Genomic DNA, 13,835 nt, shown 5'->3' on the forward strand with positions numbered 1-13,835 from the left:
TCTTTTCTTACCAGCTCGCTTTCATGCGCTCGCGCACAAGAAGAGAGCTATGACGGTTGTCAGCCCCGAGACGGTTTTTCAGCGTCCGGTCCTGACGAGCATCATGGATGGCCTGTTGCAGGGCGCTGTGCACCTGCGCCAGGTCGTTATCGGTTGGGGCGTCGGGATTGCTGATATCCAGCAGGTCAGCCAGTAGCCCGAGGGTGGCGTAGTTGCTGATGTCGTAGGCCATCGGCGGAATCGTTGCCGCCAGCTTCTCCAGCGCCTCGACGGTACGCAGCGTAATACGTGCCGCAGACGCTTTACCCATCGCATGGATCAGCACGCCCTTGTCGTTAAAGGCGATCAGCCGGTTGGCCTGGTAGCCGTGGGCCAGAAACGCGCCGGACATGGCTTTACCGACGATCAAACCAATCACCGGATGTCCTGCCAGCCGTGCGTTCGCATAGGCCGCAGCGGCCCCGGCCAGCGCCTGATGGATACCAAACGCCTCTTCACGGCGGCCATAGGCCTGGCTAGGCACGTCGATCACGGCCACAATCGGGCGCTTAACATCGTTGTCAGCATCCAGGGCGATGGTTTCACTCACTACCTTCGCCAGCGTCCACCCCTCCAGCAGCCCCACTTCGCCTTGAGCGGCGCGAGGATAGTGGTTGTGGGCATCCGGAACCACGGTAATGAAGCGCACAGGTTCCCCGTTAAGCTCGCCATCAGCGGCCTGAACAGAGGGACACAGCCCCGCCAGACGTTTGGCGTTGGGGACCAGGGTTTCCAGCCATAGTTCGCCGCGGCTAATTGAGTTACTCATTATTTATCCTCCCGGGCAAAGAGCGCTTTAATCTGTTCTGCATCAGCCTGCTTAGTGGTATCGAAACGGCTCAGGCGATCCAGATACCAGGCGTAGTTGTCGGTACGGTGCTTAGCCGGTACGCCTTTGGCGATGAAGTCATTCATCGCGCCTTTTACGGCGTTGATGCCGTCGCCGACCAGGGCATCCACCAGCCCGCTCTGATAGCGCACCTCACCGCCGGTCATGCTCCAGATAAACGGCCGGTCGCGGGAGTCGTACTCGGCAATGCCCGCCTCCTGCTCAATCACTTGCGGACCGTTAAGGCCGAGGCGCGCCTCGCGGGTGACGATCAGGTAGCTACAGAGCGCAGCGGCAATGGACATGCCGCCGAAGCAGCCCACCGTACCGGCCACGATGCCGATAACCGGGGTGTAACGACGCAGATCGACAATCGCCGCATGGATATCGGCAATCGCCGCCAGGCCGAGGTTGGCCTCTTGTAAACGCACCCCGCCGGTCTCCAGACACAGTACGGCCTGGGTGGGAATGCCGTTGCGGTTGTCTTCCGCCGCCAGCTCTAACGCTGCCGCCATCTTCGCACCAGAAACCTCGCCCATGCTGCCGCCCTGGAAGGTGCCTTCGATAGCCACGACCACGGCAGGTTGGCCATTGATGGTGCCTTTAGCAACCACCATGCCGTCGTCGGCCTGCGGCACGATGCCCTGCGGCCCCAGCCATGGTGAGATAATGCCTTCGAATGGATCCAGCAGCTCGCGGAAGCTGCCCTCATCCAGCAGCGCCTGCGCACGCTGGCGCGCTTTCAGTTCGATAAAACTGCGATCGTCACGCATGGCTTACCCCCTCAAAGACCTGTTCGATACGAATGCGTGCCACGCCCGGCGTTGCGCCAAAGTCATGGATCACCAGCTTGCCGGCAGGCAGCTCGCTTACCATACCGAGGCGGTTAAACAGCGCTTCCCAGCGGGCGCGGCTGTTGTCCACGGAGGTGGTGATATCAATAGTGAGCGTTTCGCCCGGCGCGGCGGTGAATAACACCTCCATATCACCGGATCCGACAACGCCTGCCAGCGCTTTGCCGCTTAGCGTGCGGCTGGCGGGCACAGAGATTGTGATCTGTTCCATAACATCCTCTTAATGCTTTAAATAGGGCGATTCGACACGGTCAAGAAACAGGGTGGCAGCGAGCAGATCCGCTGCGCCACCCGGCGAGGCGTTGAGCATCAGCATCTGGCGATCTAACCTCGCCAGCGCCTGCTGCCCGGCCAGCTGCGCGGTGCCGCCCGCGTTGAGTACGGCCCGTGCGCCATGCTGCATGGCCTCAAGCCCCTCCATCCCGGCGCGGGAAAGTACGCAGGTGTCGGTCAGCGAGGTCATGATCGCCATCAGGGCATCAAGCCTGGCGTGCGTCTCGCTGCTACCGTTCAACCGGCTCTGCTGCAACTGTGGCAAGGCGTACTGCATGATGTGCGGAAACGCCTGCTGAGCCTCTTCACGTGCACCCGGCACGCGATAGCGATGGGTAGCCCGCAACCCTTTACTGAAGACCTTTGGGGCAGCGTCATCCGGCAGCATGGCCAGGCCTGCGGCAGTGCGGGTAATCGCCTGCGCATTGCCCTCGCCGCCGAGCATCGCCACCGCGCTGACCAGCAGCCCCAGCGCCCAAATCGCGCCCCGGTGGGTATTCACGCCGTGGGTGGCCGCCATCATCTGCTGCTCGCCTTCACGGCCGAGTCGTCCAATCGTTTGTCTGAGCGCAATGTCCGCTGGCCGCTGCCAGCTCTGCTGCGCCAGGGCCTGAAACGTCGGGGTCAGGCTGCGCGCCGAGCGCTCCATCAGCGCTAACGACAGGTCGTGATGCGCGCCGTTTCCCCGGCTGTCCACAAGTCCGGGCTTCGGGCTGAGTCGTGCTTCGTCAATCAGACACTGGGTGGCGGTATGCGCCAGCCATTCGGCACCGCCCTGAGCCTGAATCTGTGGCAGATGTTTCATTACCAGCTCCGGAATTTTGCAGGTGGGTTGTAGAGGCCGTCTGACCACTCAACCAGGTCAGCCACGCTGCCCGCCGCCAGCAGGGAGCGGGTGGCATCGGAGCGGCGAATACCCATATCTTCCGGGTAGAGCACCTTGCCACTTTGACGCAGCGCCGCAACGCGTTTAGCGTCTACGCCCAGACCGATGTCGGTGATCCCGGCGACCGCGGCGACCATCGCCCGGCGCTCTTCCATGCTCTCGGCGCGCCACAGGTGAGCCAGTCCCTCTTCGGTCAGGACGTGGGTCACATCGTCGCCGTAGATCATTACCGGTGCCAGCGGCATGCCGGAGGCTTTGGCCACCTCAACCGCGTCGAGTTTCTCAACGAAGGTGGGTTTAACGCCGGCCTGGAAGGTTTCGACCATCTGCACCACCAGTTTTTTACCGCGCTGCATTGGATCGGGCTCAGTCATCATGTTGAGCCAGGCCGGGGTAGCGTGACGGCGGCCGTGGGGATCGTGGCCCATGTTAGGCGCGCCGCCAAAGCCAGAGAGACGACCGCGGGTCACCGTTGAGGAGTTGGCATAGCCATCCACCTGCAGCGTCGAACCGATAAACATATCTACCGCGTACTGGCCCGCCAGCTGGCAGAAGGCACGGTTCGAGCGCATCGAGCCGTCGGCTCCGGTAAAGAAGACGTCAGGGCGGGCGCGGATATACTCCTCCATGCCCAGCTCGCCGCCGAAGCAGTGGATGCTCTCTACCCAGCCGCTCTCAATCGCCGGGATCAGCGTAGGATGCGGGTTCAGGGTCCAGTGCTTACAGATTTTGCCCTTCAGGCCGAGCTGTTCCCCGTAGGTAGGCAGCAGCAGCTCGATAGCAGCGGTGTTGAAGCCGATACCGTGGTTCAGCGACTGCACCTGGTGTTCGGCGTAGATACCTTTGATCGCCATCATCGCCATCAGGATATGCTCCTGCTTGATCAGGCGCGGATCGCGGGTAAAGAGCGGTTCGATAAAGAACGGCTTGTCAGCGACCACCACGTAGTCAATCCACGATCCGGGAATATCGACGCGAGGCAGATCGTTCTCGTCATCCACCAGCTCGTTGACCTGTGCAATAACGATACCGTCATGGAACGCGGCGGCTTCCACCAGCGCCGGGGTATCTTCGGTGCTGGCCCCGGTATAGAGGTTGCCCTTGCGGTCGGCTTTAAAACCGGCGATCAGCGCCACGTTCGGAGCCAGATCAACGTAGAGACGAGAATAGAGTTCGATGTAGGTGTGAATTGCACCGATCTCAAGCTGATCGTCTTCTAACAGCTGAGAGATGCGCAGGCTTTGCGTTCCGGAGAAAGAGAAGTCCAGCTTGCGGGCGATGCCCTTTTCAAAAATATCGAGATGTTCGCTGCGCCCGACGCTGGGCATGATCATATGCAGGTCGTGCACTTTTTGCGGGTTAACCTCCGCCAGCGAACGAGAGAGGAAGTCCGCCTGCTTCTGGTTGTTCCCCTCAAGGACCACCCGGTCGCCCGGCGCAATCAGTTTTTCTAGCATGGCGACCAGGTCGTCGGTCGGTAGCACTTTGCCTTCTACCGGGACAGAAGCCAGACGACGCTGTTTCTCAGTGCGTCGTGTGTTCCATACCCGTGCAGGCGTTTGCCCAGATAACATTATTAACCTCCTGATTCAGCAATCGTTTTGATTTGCTTAACGCTGAAGGAAGTGTGCGCCCTGCTGAAAAATGCATCAATAAAGCGGTTAGCAGGATCATTAGCCTGAGAGTAACGATCAAAATAGGAATTTGTGATTCAGATCAGCCCAGAGGGGAGAAAAATGCGCTACGACAGGAGAGTAGTGACCCATTTTCATAAACATAATTGATTCGTGCAGGTATAGTATTCCGCAGATAACTGAAAAATAACTCGCACGACATGACCCAAATAACTCCCTTACTGCTTCCCGCTGCGGCGGAAGATAACGTTGAATTCCGCCCGATGCCGGGGGCAAGCAACCCGCATTTGCAGACCATGCTGCCGCGTATTTTGCGTCGCCGTCTGCAGTTCACCGCCCAGTGGCAGCGCCTTGAGCTTCCCGACGGCGACTTTGTCGATCTGGCGTGGAGCGAAGATCCGCAGCAGGCAAAAGATAAGCCCCGGCTGGTGGTATTCCACGGCCTGGAGGGCAGCCTGCACAGCCCCTATGCCCATGGATTAATTCACGCCGCCAGGCAGCGCGGCTGGCTCGGGGTGGTGATGCACTTTCGCGGCTGCAGCGGCGAGCCTAACCGCCTGAACCGCATCTATCACTCCGGCGAAACCGAAGACGGCAGCGCGTTCCTGCACTGGCTGCATAGTGAGCTGGGCCCGGCACCCACGGCGGCAGTAGGTTACTCCCTCGGCGGCAATATGCTTGGCTGCCTGCTGGCTAAAGCGGACGACAGCCTGCCGCTCAACGCGGCGGTGATTGTCTCGGCTCCGCTGGTGCTGGAGGCCTGTAGCCTCCATATGGACAAGGGTTTCACACGCGTCTACCAGCGCTACCTGCTGAACCTGCTGAAAGCCAACGCCACGCGCAAACTCAAGGCCTATCCCGGCTCCCTGCCGATCGATCTCGCCCAGCTCAAGCGCGTACGCCGCATCCGTGAGTTTGATGACCTGATCACGGCAAAGGCGCACGGGTTCGATGATGCCATCGACTACTACCGCCGAAGCAGCGCCATGCCGCTCCTGCCGCAGATCCGCAAGCCGACGCTGATTATCCATGCCAAAGACGATCCCTTTATGGATCACCACGTCATTCCCGCGGCGGGCCATTTACCCGCTAATATTGAGTATCAGTTGACCGAACATGGTGGCCACGTTGGCTTCGTTGGCGGCACGCTGCGCCGTCCAGAGATGTGGCTTGAAAAGCGCATCCCCGACTGGCTGGCACCCTATCTGGAGGCATAATGATTATTCCCTGGCAAGAGGTTCCACCCGAGACGCTCTACAGCCTGATTGAGAGCTTTGTCTTGCGCGAAGGCACCGATTATGGTGAACATGAGCGTTCGCTTGAGCAAAAGGTTGCCGACGTAAAGCGTCAGTTGGAGACGGGTGAGGCCGTGCTGGTGTGGTCAGAGCTACACGAGACGGTCAATATTATGCCCCGCAAACAGTTTCGCGAATAACGCTGCGTCAGGCGATCCGCCCTCTTCTGCTGTTTATCAGGGAGTCGTTCGCTATGTCAGCCAAACATCCGGTGATTGCTGTGACAGGTTCCAGCGGGGCAGGAACCACCACCACCAGCCTCGCCTTTCGTAAAATTTTTTCCCAACTCGGGCTACGCGCCGCCGAGGTGGAGGGCGATAGCTTCCACCGCTATACCCGTCCGGAGATGGATATGGCGATCCGCAAGGCGCGCGATGCCGGGCGACATATTAGCTACTTTGGCCCGGACGCCAACGACTTTGGCCTGCTGGAGCAGACCTTTATCGAATATGGTCACAACGGCACCGGGCAGGCGCGCAAGTATCTGCACACCTACGACGAAGCCGTGCCCTGGAACCAGGTGCCGGGTACCTTTACGCCGTGGCAGCCGCTGCCGGCACCCACCGACATTCTTTTTTACGAGGGATTGCACGGCGGCGTGGTGACGCCCCAGCACGACGTGGCGCGCCATGTGGATCTGCTGGTGGGGGTAGTGCCGATTATCAACCTGGAGTGGATCCAGAAGATGATCCGCGACACCAGCGAGCGCGGCCACTCCCGGGAGACGGTGATGGACTCGGTGGTGCGCTCGATGGATGACTATATCAACTTCATTACGCCGCAGTTCTCCCGCACCCACATCAACTTCCAGCGCGTCCCCACGGTCGACACCTCCAACCCCTTTGCGGCCAAAAATATTCCCTCGCTGGACGAGAGCTTTGTGGTGATCCACTTCCGCGATCTGGAGGGGATAGATTACCCCTGGCTGCTGGCGATGCTGCAAGGCTCATTTATCTCCCATATCAACACCCTGGTGGTGCCGGGGGGCAAAATGGGGCTGGCGATGGAGCTAATCATGCTGCCGCTGGTGCAGCGGCTGATGGAAGGCAAGAAGATTGAATAAGATAGTGCCCGGCGGCGCTACGCTAACCGGGCCTTTAACGTTACGCTTCAATCACTTCGTATGAATGGGTGATATTGACCGCTTTCTCCAGCATCAGCGCCACGGAGCAGTACTTCTCTGCCGAGAGATCCACCGCACGGGATACCGCCGCATCCTTCAGCTCTTTGCCGGTAACGATAAAGTGCAGGTTGATGTGGGTGAAGAGACGCGGTGCCTCTTCCCGGCGCTCGGAGGTCAGCTTCACTTCGCAATCGGACACGCTATGACGGCCTTTCTGCAGGATCGACACCACGTCGATGGCGCTGCATCCGCCTGCCGCCATCAGCACCATCTCCATCGGGCTGGGGGCTTTATCCCCGGAGTTGCCGTCCATTAACACCTGATGACCAGAGGCGGATTCGCCAAGGAACGTCAGCCCTTCAACCCATTTTACGCGTGCTTGCATTTTCATCACTCCAGAGTGGCAATTTTCCCGACAGATTACGCGCGCCGAGTAAAACGCGCAACGGAAGGCGACATGCATCAAGCTGAAGCGAGACACCAGGAGACACACGGCAAAAGCTATGCTAAAACAGTCAGGATGCTACGGTAATGTATTGACATTATGCAGGTATGCAGAGGACTTCAACCATTACAGGCCGCATGCCTATATTGACGGCCCCCTTCCCAGGATTCGGGAAGCATATGATTGCAACCCCAGCCGCCGGATCCGTCCCGCGACTGGCGCCAGCTTATAACAGAGGATAACCGCGCATGGTGCTTGGCAAACCACAAACAGACCCGACTCTCGAATGGTTCTTGTCTCATTGCCACATTCATAAGTACCCATCGAAGAGCACGCTGATTCACCAGGGTGAAAAAGCGGAAACGTTGTATTACATCGTCAAAGGCTCAGTGGCAGTGCTCATCAAGGACGAAGAAGGGAAAGAGATGATCCTCTCTTACCTGAACCAGGGAGACTTTATCGGTGAACTGGGCCTGTTTGAAGAGGGCCAGGAGCGCAGCGCATGGGTACGGGCGAAAACCGCCTGTGAAGTGGCCGAAATTTCCTATAAAAAATTCCGTCAGCTTATCCAGGTCAACCCGGATATTCTGATGCGCCTTTCGTCGCAGATGGCTCGCCGCCTGCAGGTCACCTCTGAGAAAGTGGGCAACCTTGCCTTCCTCGACGTGACCGGCCGTATCGCGCAGACCCTGCTGAACCTGGCTAAACAGCCGGACGCCATGACCCATCCGGACGGGATGCAGATCAAAATCACCCGCCAGGAGATCGGTCAGATCGTCGGCTGCTCCCGTGAAACCGTGGGCCGTATTCTGAAGATGCTGGAAGATCAGAACCTGATCTCCGCGCACGGCAAAACCATCGTCGTCTACGGAACACGTTAAGCTTTAAAAACGGCGTATCGCCTCGCGGACGCCGTTTTTGCTCTCCTCCTCATGTGGCGCAGGTTAATCTACCACCCCGAAGTTAACTACGCACTGCGGCAAACGCTGGTGCTGTGTCTTCCCGTGGCCATCGGCCTGGCGCTGGGTCATCTTCAGCATGGTCTACTGTTCTCGCTGGTGCCCGCCTGCTGCAACATTGCCGGTCTCGATACCCCACACAAACGCTTCTTTAAGCGCCTGATTATCGGCGGCTCGCTGTTTGCCGGCTGTAGCCTGGCGGTGCAGCTGCTGCTGGGGGCCAACGTTGCGCTCCCGCTGATCCTCGCCGGGCTGGCAATGCTGCTTGGCGTCACGGCGGAAATCAGTCCTCTACACGCGCGCCTGCTGCCCGCTTCGCTTATCGCCGCTATCTTTACCCTGAGCCTGGCGGGCAATATGCCGATCTGGGAGCCACTGCTCATCTACGCCCTTGGCACGCTCTGGTATGGGGCATTTAACTGGTTTTGGTTCTGGCTGTGGCGCGAGCAGCCCCTGCGCGAATCGTTAAGCCTGCTCTACCGCCAGCTCGCCGACTACTGCGAGGCGAAGTACAGCCTGCTGACGCAGCACGCCGATCCGGAGAAGGCCCTGCCACCGCTGCTGGCGCGTCAGCAAAAGGCGGTGGATCTCATCACCCAGTGCTATCAGCAGCTGCATATGCTCGCTGCCAACCAGCATAACGACTACAAACGTCTGCTGCGGGCGTTTCAGGTGGCGCTGGATCTGCAGGAGCACATCTCGGTAAGCCTGCACCAGCCGGAAGAGGTGCAGAAGCTGGTGGAGCGCAGCCACGCCGAAGCGGTGATCCGCTGGAATGCGCAGGTGGTCGCTGCCCGGCTTCGGGTACTGGCGGACGACATTCTGTATCATCGCTACCCGACCCGTTTCACCATGGAGAAGCAGATTGGCGCGCTGGAGAAGATCGCCCGCCAGCATCCGCAAAACCCGGTTGGGCAGTTCTGTGCCTGGCACTTTAGCCGTATCGCCCGGGTGCTGCGTACCCAGCGTCCGCTCTATAGCCGCGACCTGATGGCCGACCAGCAACGCCGCCAGCCGCTGTGGGAGGCGCTAAAAAGCTACCTGTCGCTGAAATCTCCGGCGCTGCGTAATGCTGCCCGCATCAGCGTCATGCTGAGTATCGCCAGCCTGATGGGCAGCGCCCTGCATCTGCCGAAGCCCTACTGGATCCTGATGACGGTACTGCTGGTCACGCAGAACGGCTACGGCGCTACCCGGGTACGTATTTTACACCGGGCGGCGGGCACGCTGGCAGGGTTAACGGTTGCCGGGGCTACCCTGCACTTCCATGTCCCGGAGGGGTATACGCTGCTGGGCATGCTGTTTATCACGCTGATCAGCTACCTGATTATTCGCAAGAGCTACGGCTGGGCGACGGTGGGGTTCACCATTACGGCGGTGTACTCGATTCAGATCCTGACCCTGAGCGGCGAGAACTTTATTGTCGCCCGGCTGATCGACACCCTGATTGGCTGCCTGATCGCCTTCGGCGGGATGGTCTGGCTCTGGCCGCAGTGGCAGAGCGGTCTGCTGCGCAAAAACGCCCATGATGCCATTGAGAAGGATCAGGATGCGATTCGCCTGATCCTCAGCGACGACCCGCAGCCGACGCCGCTGGCCTACCAGCGCATACGGGTCAACCAGGCGCACAACGCCCTCTTTAACTCGCTCAATCAGGCGATGCAGGAGCCGGGGTTCAATACCCACTATCTGGAAGATATGAAGCTCTGGGTGACCCATAGCCAGTTTATTGTCGAGCATATAAACGCCCTGACGACGCTGGCCCGTGAGCACACCATGCTGACGCCGGATCTGACCCAGCGCTATCTCGAGTCATGCGAAATTGCGCTTCAGCGCTGCCAGCAGCGGCTGGACTATGACGGGGCCGGGGCTTCCGGCGACGCGAATATTCTTGAAGCGCCGGAGACGCTCACCCAGGGTCCAATGAGCCCAATGGAGATGCATCTTCAGCGCATTATCGGGCATCTGAACAGCATGCACACCATCTCGTCGGTGGCATGGCGTCAGCGCCCGCATCATGGCATCTGGCTTAATCGCCGGTGGAGTAAAGATTAAGCCCGAGTGATGTTGGCCACCGCCACAGCAAAGCGCTGCATACCCTCATCAATATCCTGCTCGGTGACCACCAGCGACGGCGCAAAGCGCATCACGTCCGGCCCGGCGTTCAGCACCATCACGCCCTCATCGGCGGCCGCGTAAAGCAGATCGCGGGCGCGCCCCTTGTATTGAGGTTTTAGCTCTGCGCCAATCAACAACCCCATGCCGCGAATATCGCTGAATACGTCAAACTGCTCGTCGATCTGCTGCAAATGCTTCACAAAGCGCTGACGCTTCTCGCTCACGCCTTGCAGCACCTCAGGCGAGCTGATGATGTCAAAAGCCGCGCCCGCTACCGCGCAGGCCAGTGGGTTACCGCCGTAGGTCGAACCGTGAGAGCCCACGTGGAAGGCGCTGGCAATCGCCTCGGTGGTCAGCACCGCGCTAATCGGGAAGCCGCCGCCCAGGGCCTTGGCGCTGGTGAGGATATCCGGCGTCACGCCGTAGTGCATGTAGGCAAAGAGATCGCCGCTGCGCCCCATCCCGCACTGCACCTCATCAAAGACCAGCAGCGCCTGGTGCTGGTCGCACAGCTCACGCAGACCCTGTAAGAATTCTGGCGTTGCGGCAGTCACGCCCCCTTCCCCCTGCACCGGCTCAACCACCACCGCACAGGTGTGATCGTCCATGACCGCTTTCACTGCATGAAGATCGTTGAACGGCACGTGGATGATATCGGCGGGTTTTGGCCCGAAGCCGTCAGAGTACTTCGGCTGGCCGCCAACCGAGACGGTAAACAGCGAGCGTCCGTGGAAGGCATTATGGAAAGCAATGATTTTGGTTTTGTACGGACTGTGGCGCGTAGAGGCGTAGTAGCGCGCCAGCTTAAAAGCGGTTTCGTTGGCCTCGGTGCCGGAGTTCATAAACAGCACGCGTTCGGCAAAGGTGGTATCGATAATCTTGCGCGCCAGGCGCAGCGCCGGCTCGTTGGTAAAGACGTTGCTGGTATGCCACAGGGTTTCGCCCTGGCTCTTCAGCGCCTCTACCAGCGCAGGATGGCAGTGGCCCAGCGCCGTCACGGCAATCCCGCCGGCGAAATCAACATACTCCTTGCCCTGCTGATCCCACACTCGGCTGCCTTTGCCTTTCACCGGAATAAACTCCGCCGGTGCATAAATGGGCAGAATTACTTCGTCAAATGTTGCGCGCGTAACTGCGTTCTGTTCAGTTGCCATGTCATGCCCATCCGTTATATGCAGCAATGATTATGAAAATATAATCACAAAATATGCATAAAAAATCAGTGCATGGCAACTAAAAATCGGCATGGTTGAGAAAGTTTGCCAGTAGCGCGTGCCCCTGCTCGCTCAGGATGCTCTCCGGGTGGAACTGCACGCCCTGCAGATCCCACTCCCGATGACGAATAGCCATAATCTCCTGGGTATCGCTCCAGGCGGTCACCTCGAAGCAGTTGGGCAGCGTAGCGGGATCGATCAGCAGCGAGTGGTAGCGGGTGACGGTAAGCGGATTGTTGAGCCCATGAAACACGCCCCGCCCGCTGTGGGTAATCGGCGAGGTTTTGCCATGCATCACCTTCTGCGCCCGCACGATGGTCGCGCCAAAAACCTGCGCAATGGCCTGGTGGCCCAGACAGACGCCGAGGATCGGCAGCTGACCGGCGTAGTGACGGATGACCTCCAGCGATATGCCCGACTCGTCCGGCGTGCAGGGTCCGGGAGAGATCACGATCTTCTCCGGGGCCAGCGCCGCGATATCGGCGAGGGTTACCTCGTCGTTGCGCTTCACCACGACCTCAGCTCCCAGCTCGCAGAAGTACTGATAGAGGTTCCAGGTAAAGGAGTCGTAGTTGTCGATAAGCAGGATCATGGTGCAGCATCTTTAGGTCAATAAACGCGGTGCGCCTATTATACCTGTTTTATATCCGGCGGCGCAGGCTTGCCAGCCTGCAAAAAGTAGGCCGGATAAGCGCAGCGCCATCCGGCAACGTTCTACTCCGCTTCGCTCACCACCTGAGTGAAGATAGCGATCAGTGCCGAGAGGTCGCCCATTGCGCCGCTCTGGTTGGCCGCGCTCCAGGCGTCTGGCTCAATGCCGCGCCAGTCCAGCAGATAGCCTGCATGGATCGCCAGCTGCTCGAAGAAGATCCGCTCGGCAATGCCGTTGCCGATCCGGAACGGGTGCAGGACGTTAATTTCGCAATAGTAGTGCGCTAAACGCTCAATAAACGCGCTTTTCTCCAGGCCCTGCAACCACTCTTCATCTTCCAGCGCCTGCATCAGGGCGTTGCCCTCTTTCTCGATATAGTCAAAATTACAGAAGCGCGTATCGCCCTGATAGATGTTGACCTCACGGATCTCACCGGCCCATTCAAAGATATCCTGGTAGAGATGACGATGGATGGCGCAGAGGTGCGGCAGGCCCCGGGCAACGGGACCCAGCTCCAGCGTCGCGGCACGCAGTGCGGTAAATTCGTACGCCGCCTCTTCGAGCTGTTTCGCCTGGTGAATGCCCAGCCGGTTGCTCATCACGTTGCGGCCGGCGTAGAAGTACGGGTCGCGCCCGTCGCCAAACTTATCGCTCATGTTGCCTCCGCAGCGCCTCAAGGCGCGCCTCTGCTTCTTCTGCGTTGAGCGTTACCAGGGCGCACTCCACCCCTTCCAGCCGTCTGCTGGCCTGGAAATTGACGTTACGCTGCTGCTCCCAGAGACGGGATTTTTGCCGGTCGGTGAGTTTTTTCGCCATTGTGTCTCCCTGATGATGTGCGTCATTTGCCACAAGTATAAGCGGCATTTTCACGTTACGCAGGGAAGCAGGCGGAGCACGGGCAGGTGATGCCCGTGCAAAAAAGCGTTAGGGCAGAACTTTTGCGGAGAGAATAACCACCGGTTTCGATGGCACATTCTGATAAGGACCGACGTTGTGGGTCTGTACCTGGGAGATCTTGTCCGCGATGTCCATGCCTTTCACAACTTTACCAAAAACGGCGTAGCCGAAGTCGCGCTGGCCGTGATCGAGGAAAGCGTTATCCGCCACGTTGATGAAAAACTGGCTGGTGGCACTGTCTTTATCAGCGGTACGGGCCATGGAGATGGTGCCGCGGGTGTTGCGCAGGCCGTTGTCCGCTTCGTTCTTGATCGGTGGGTTCGGCTGCTTCTGCTGCATCTGCTCGTTAAAGCCGCCGCCCTGCACCATAAAGCCGGGGATCACGCGGTGAAAGGTGGTGTTGTTGTAGAAACCGCTGTTCACATAGTCGACAAAGTTCTTCACTGATACCGGGGCTTTCTGGCTGTTCAGCTCCAGCTCAATGTTACCGGCAGAGGTGGTTAACAGAACATGAGGATCGCCTTTTGCGGCGAAGGCAGCCGGAGAGAGTGCAGAGAGAGCAAAAATAGCCGCTACAGCCGCCAGAGTCGTTTTAACCATGTGAATTCCTACAGTGA

General features: G+C 59.2%; 16 protein-coding genes. 5 read left to right on the forward strand and 11 right to left on the reverse strand.

Features of this window, described 5'->3' with window-relative positions; genetic code table 11:
* Positions 1-7: 7 nt before the first annotated feature.
* Genes mdcE through mdcA form a run of 5 tightly spaced genes read right to left on the reverse strand, consistent with a single transcriptional unit; the run spans position 8 to position 4,455 of the window.
* Positions 8-808 carry a biotin-independent malonate decarboxylase subunit gamma gene (mdcE, locus tag NR795_RS15545; RefSeq protein ID WP_257758675.1) on the reverse strand — a complete coding sequence of 267 codons (801 nt, stop codon included), beginning with the start codon at positions 806-808 and terminating at the stop codon, positions 8-10.
* Positions 808-1,641, reverse strand: coding sequence for a biotin-independent malonate decarboxylase subunit beta (locus tag NR795_RS15550; RefSeq protein WP_144818071.1), 834 nt, complete (start codon positions 1,639-1,641; stop codon positions 808-810). The genes mdcE and NR795_RS15550 overlap by 1 nt, the downstream gene beginning before the upstream one ends.
* A complete protein-coding gene (gene mdcC, locus NR795_RS15555; protein WP_222889383.1) occupies positions 1,634-1,933 on the reverse strand; it encodes a malonate decarboxylase acyl carrier protein in 300 nt (99 codons plus the stop codon). Before mdcC ends, NR795_RS15550 begins: the two co-directional genes overlap by 8 nt.
* A 9-nt stretch (positions 1,934-1,942) precedes the next feature.
* Positions 1,943-2,800: a triphosphoribosyl-dephospho-CoA synthase gene (locus NR795_RS15560; RefSeq protein ID WP_257758677.1), complete on the reverse strand. Its 858-nt coding sequence runs from the start codon at positions 2,798-2,800 to the stop codon at positions 1,943-1,945.
* Positions 2,800-4,455 carry a malonate decarboxylase subunit alpha gene (gene mdcA, locus NR795_RS15565; RefSeq protein ID WP_144818068.1) on the reverse strand — a complete coding sequence of 552 codons (1,656 nt, stop codon included), beginning with the start codon at positions 4,453-4,455 and terminating at the stop codon, positions 2,800-2,802. The genes NR795_RS15560 and mdcA overlap by 1 nt, the downstream gene beginning before the upstream one ends.
* Before the next feature lie 260 nt (positions 4,456-4,715).
* On the opposite strand from mdcA, the gene NR795_RS15570 reads away from it, so the two are divergent.
* Genes NR795_RS15570 through NR795_RS15580 form a run of 3 tightly spaced genes read left to right on the forward strand, consistent with a single transcriptional unit; the run spans position 4,716 to position 6,873 of the window.
* A complete protein-coding gene (locus NR795_RS15570) occupies positions 4,716-5,732 on the forward strand; it encodes a hydrolase (protein ID WP_144818067.1) in 1,017 nt (338 codons plus the stop codon).
* A complete protein-coding gene (locus tag NR795_RS15575; RefSeq protein WP_042393072.1) occupies positions 5,732-5,950 on the forward strand; it encodes a YheU family protein in 219 nt (72 codons plus the stop codon). The genes NR795_RS15570 and NR795_RS15575 overlap by 1 nt, the downstream gene beginning before the upstream one ends.
* Positions 5,951-6,003: 53 nt before the next feature.
* Entirely contained in the window at positions 6,004-6,873 is an 870-nt protein-coding gene (locus NR795_RS15580; RefSeq protein ID WP_257758679.1) for a phosphoribulokinase, read from the forward strand.
* Between the two features lie 40 nt (positions 6,874-6,913).
* On the opposite strand, the gene NR795_RS15585 is transcribed toward NR795_RS15580, so the two are convergent.
* Positions 6,914-7,318 (reverse strand): OsmC family protein, encoded by a 405-nt coding sequence (locus NR795_RS15585; RefSeq protein ID WP_144818066.1) that lies wholly within the window; start codon positions 7,316-7,318, stop codon positions 6,914-6,916.
* Positions 7,319-7,626: 308 nt separating this feature from the next.
* Between NR795_RS15585 and crp the strand changes: the two genes are divergently transcribed.
* Positions 7,627-8,259, forward strand: a complete 633-nt coding sequence (crp, locus tag NR795_RS15590) for a cAMP-activated global transcriptional regulator CRP (protein ID WP_000242758.1) — start codon at positions 7,627-7,629, stop codon at positions 8,257-8,259.
* A gap of 51 nt (positions 8,260-8,310) precedes the next feature.
* Positions 8,311-10,392 (forward strand): YccS/YhfK family putative transporter, encoded by a 2,082-nt coding sequence (locus tag NR795_RS15595; RefSeq protein ID WP_257758682.1) that lies wholly within the window; start codon positions 8,311-8,313, stop codon positions 10,390-10,392.
* Here the strand turns inward: NR795_RS15595 and NR795_RS15600 are convergent.
* The 5 genes from NR795_RS15600 to ppiA all read right to left on the reverse strand — a co-directional run bounded on the left by NR795_RS15600 (position 10,389) and on the right by ppiA (position 13,818).
* A complete protein-coding gene (locus NR795_RS15600; RefSeq protein ID WP_257758683.1) occupies positions 10,389-11,609 on the reverse strand; it encodes an aspartate aminotransferase family protein in 1,221 nt (406 codons plus the stop codon). The genes NR795_RS15595 and NR795_RS15600 overlap by 4 nt on opposite strands.
* Positions 11,610-11,688: 79 nt before the next feature.
* Positions 11,689-12,261 carry an aminodeoxychorismate synthase component 2 gene (pabA, locus tag NR795_RS15605; RefSeq protein WP_257758684.1) on the reverse strand — a complete coding sequence of 191 codons (573 nt, stop codon included), beginning with the start codon at positions 12,259-12,261 and terminating at the stop codon, positions 11,689-11,691.
* 122 nt (positions 12,262-12,383) lie between these two features.
* Positions 12,384-12,977, reverse strand: a complete 594-nt coding sequence (locus NR795_RS15610; protein ID WP_144818060.1) for a putative adenosine monophosphate-protein transferase Fic — start codon at positions 12,975-12,977, stop codon at positions 12,384-12,386.
* Entirely contained in the window at positions 12,967-13,137 is a 171-nt protein-coding gene (locus NR795_RS15615; protein ID WP_144818059.1) for a YhfG family protein, read from the reverse strand. Before NR795_RS15615 ends, NR795_RS15610 begins: the two co-directional genes overlap by 11 nt.
* A gap of 108 nt (positions 13,138-13,245) precedes the next feature.
* Positions 13,246-13,818 carry a peptidylprolyl isomerase A gene (gene ppiA, locus NR795_RS15620; protein WP_257758686.1) on the reverse strand — a complete coding sequence of 191 codons (573 nt, stop codon included), beginning with the start codon at positions 13,816-13,818 and terminating at the stop codon, positions 13,246-13,248.
* Positions 13,819-13,835 lie beyond the last annotated feature (17 nt).

The organism is Pseudescherichia sp. L3 (assembly GCF_024656065.1).
Taxonomy (GTDB): Bacteria; Pseudomonadota; Gammaproteobacteria; order Enterobacterales; family Enterobacteriaceae; genus Pseudescherichia.

Bases quoted from the DNA above. Each gene is read 5' to 3' on its own strand.
- mdcE (WP_257758675.1), bottom strand. From the start codon at position 808: ATGAGTAACTCAATTAGCCGCGGCGAACTATGGCTGGAAACCCTGGTC.
- NR795_RS15550 (WP_144818071.1), bottom strand. From the start codon at position 1,641: ATGCGTGACGATCGCAGTTTTATCGAACTGAAAGCGCGCCAGCGTGCG.
- mdcC (WP_222889383.1), bottom strand. From the start codon at position 1,933: ATGGAACAGATCACAATCTCTGTGCCCGCCAGCCGCACGCTAAGCGGC.
- NR795_RS15560 (WP_257758677.1), bottom strand. From the start codon at position 2,800: ATGAAACATCTGCCACAGATTCAGGCTCAGGGCGGTGCCGAATGGCTG.
- mdcA (WP_144818068.1), bottom strand. From the start codon at position 4,455: ATGTTATCTGGGCAAACGCCTGCACGGGTATGGAACACACGACGCACT.
- NR795_RS15570 (WP_144818067.1), top strand. From the start codon at position 4,716: ATGACCCAAATAACTCCCTTACTGCTTCCCGCTGCGGCGGAAGATAAC.
- NR795_RS15575 (WP_042393072.1), top strand. From the start codon at position 5,732: ATGATTATTCCCTGGCAAGAGGTTCCACCCGAGACGCTCTACAGCCTG.
- NR795_RS15580 (WP_257758679.1), top strand. From the start codon at position 6,004: ATGTCAGCCAAACATCCGGTGATTGCTGTGACAGGTTCCAGCGGGGCA.
- NR795_RS15585 (WP_144818066.1), bottom strand. From the start codon at position 7,318: ATGCAAGCACGCGTAAAATGGGTTGAAGGGCTGACGTTCCTTGGCGAA.
- crp (WP_000242758.1), top strand. From the start codon at position 7,627: ATGGTGCTTGGCAAACCACAAACAGACCCGACTCTCGAATGGTTCTTG.
- NR795_RS15595 (WP_257758682.1), top strand. From the start codon at position 8,311: ATGTGGCGCAGGTTAATCTACCACCCCGAAGTTAACTACGCACTGCGG.
- NR795_RS15600 (WP_257758683.1), bottom strand. From the start codon at position 11,609: ATGGCAACTGAACAGAACGCAGTTACGCGCGCAACATTTGACGAAGTA.
- pabA (WP_257758684.1), bottom strand. From the start codon at position 12,261: ATGATCCTGCTTATCGACAACTACGACTCCTTTACCTGGAACCTCTAT.
- NR795_RS15610 (WP_144818060.1), bottom strand. From the start codon at position 12,977: ATGAGCGATAAGTTTGGCGACGGGCGCGACCCGTACTTCTACGCCGGC.
- NR795_RS15615 (WP_144818059.1), bottom strand. From the start codon at position 13,137: ATGGCGAAAAAACTCACCGACCGGCAAAAATCCCGTCTCTGGGAGCAG.
- ppiA (WP_257758686.1), bottom strand. From the start codon at position 13,818: ATGGTTAAAACGACTCTGGCGGCTGTAGCGGCTATTTTTGCTCTCTCT.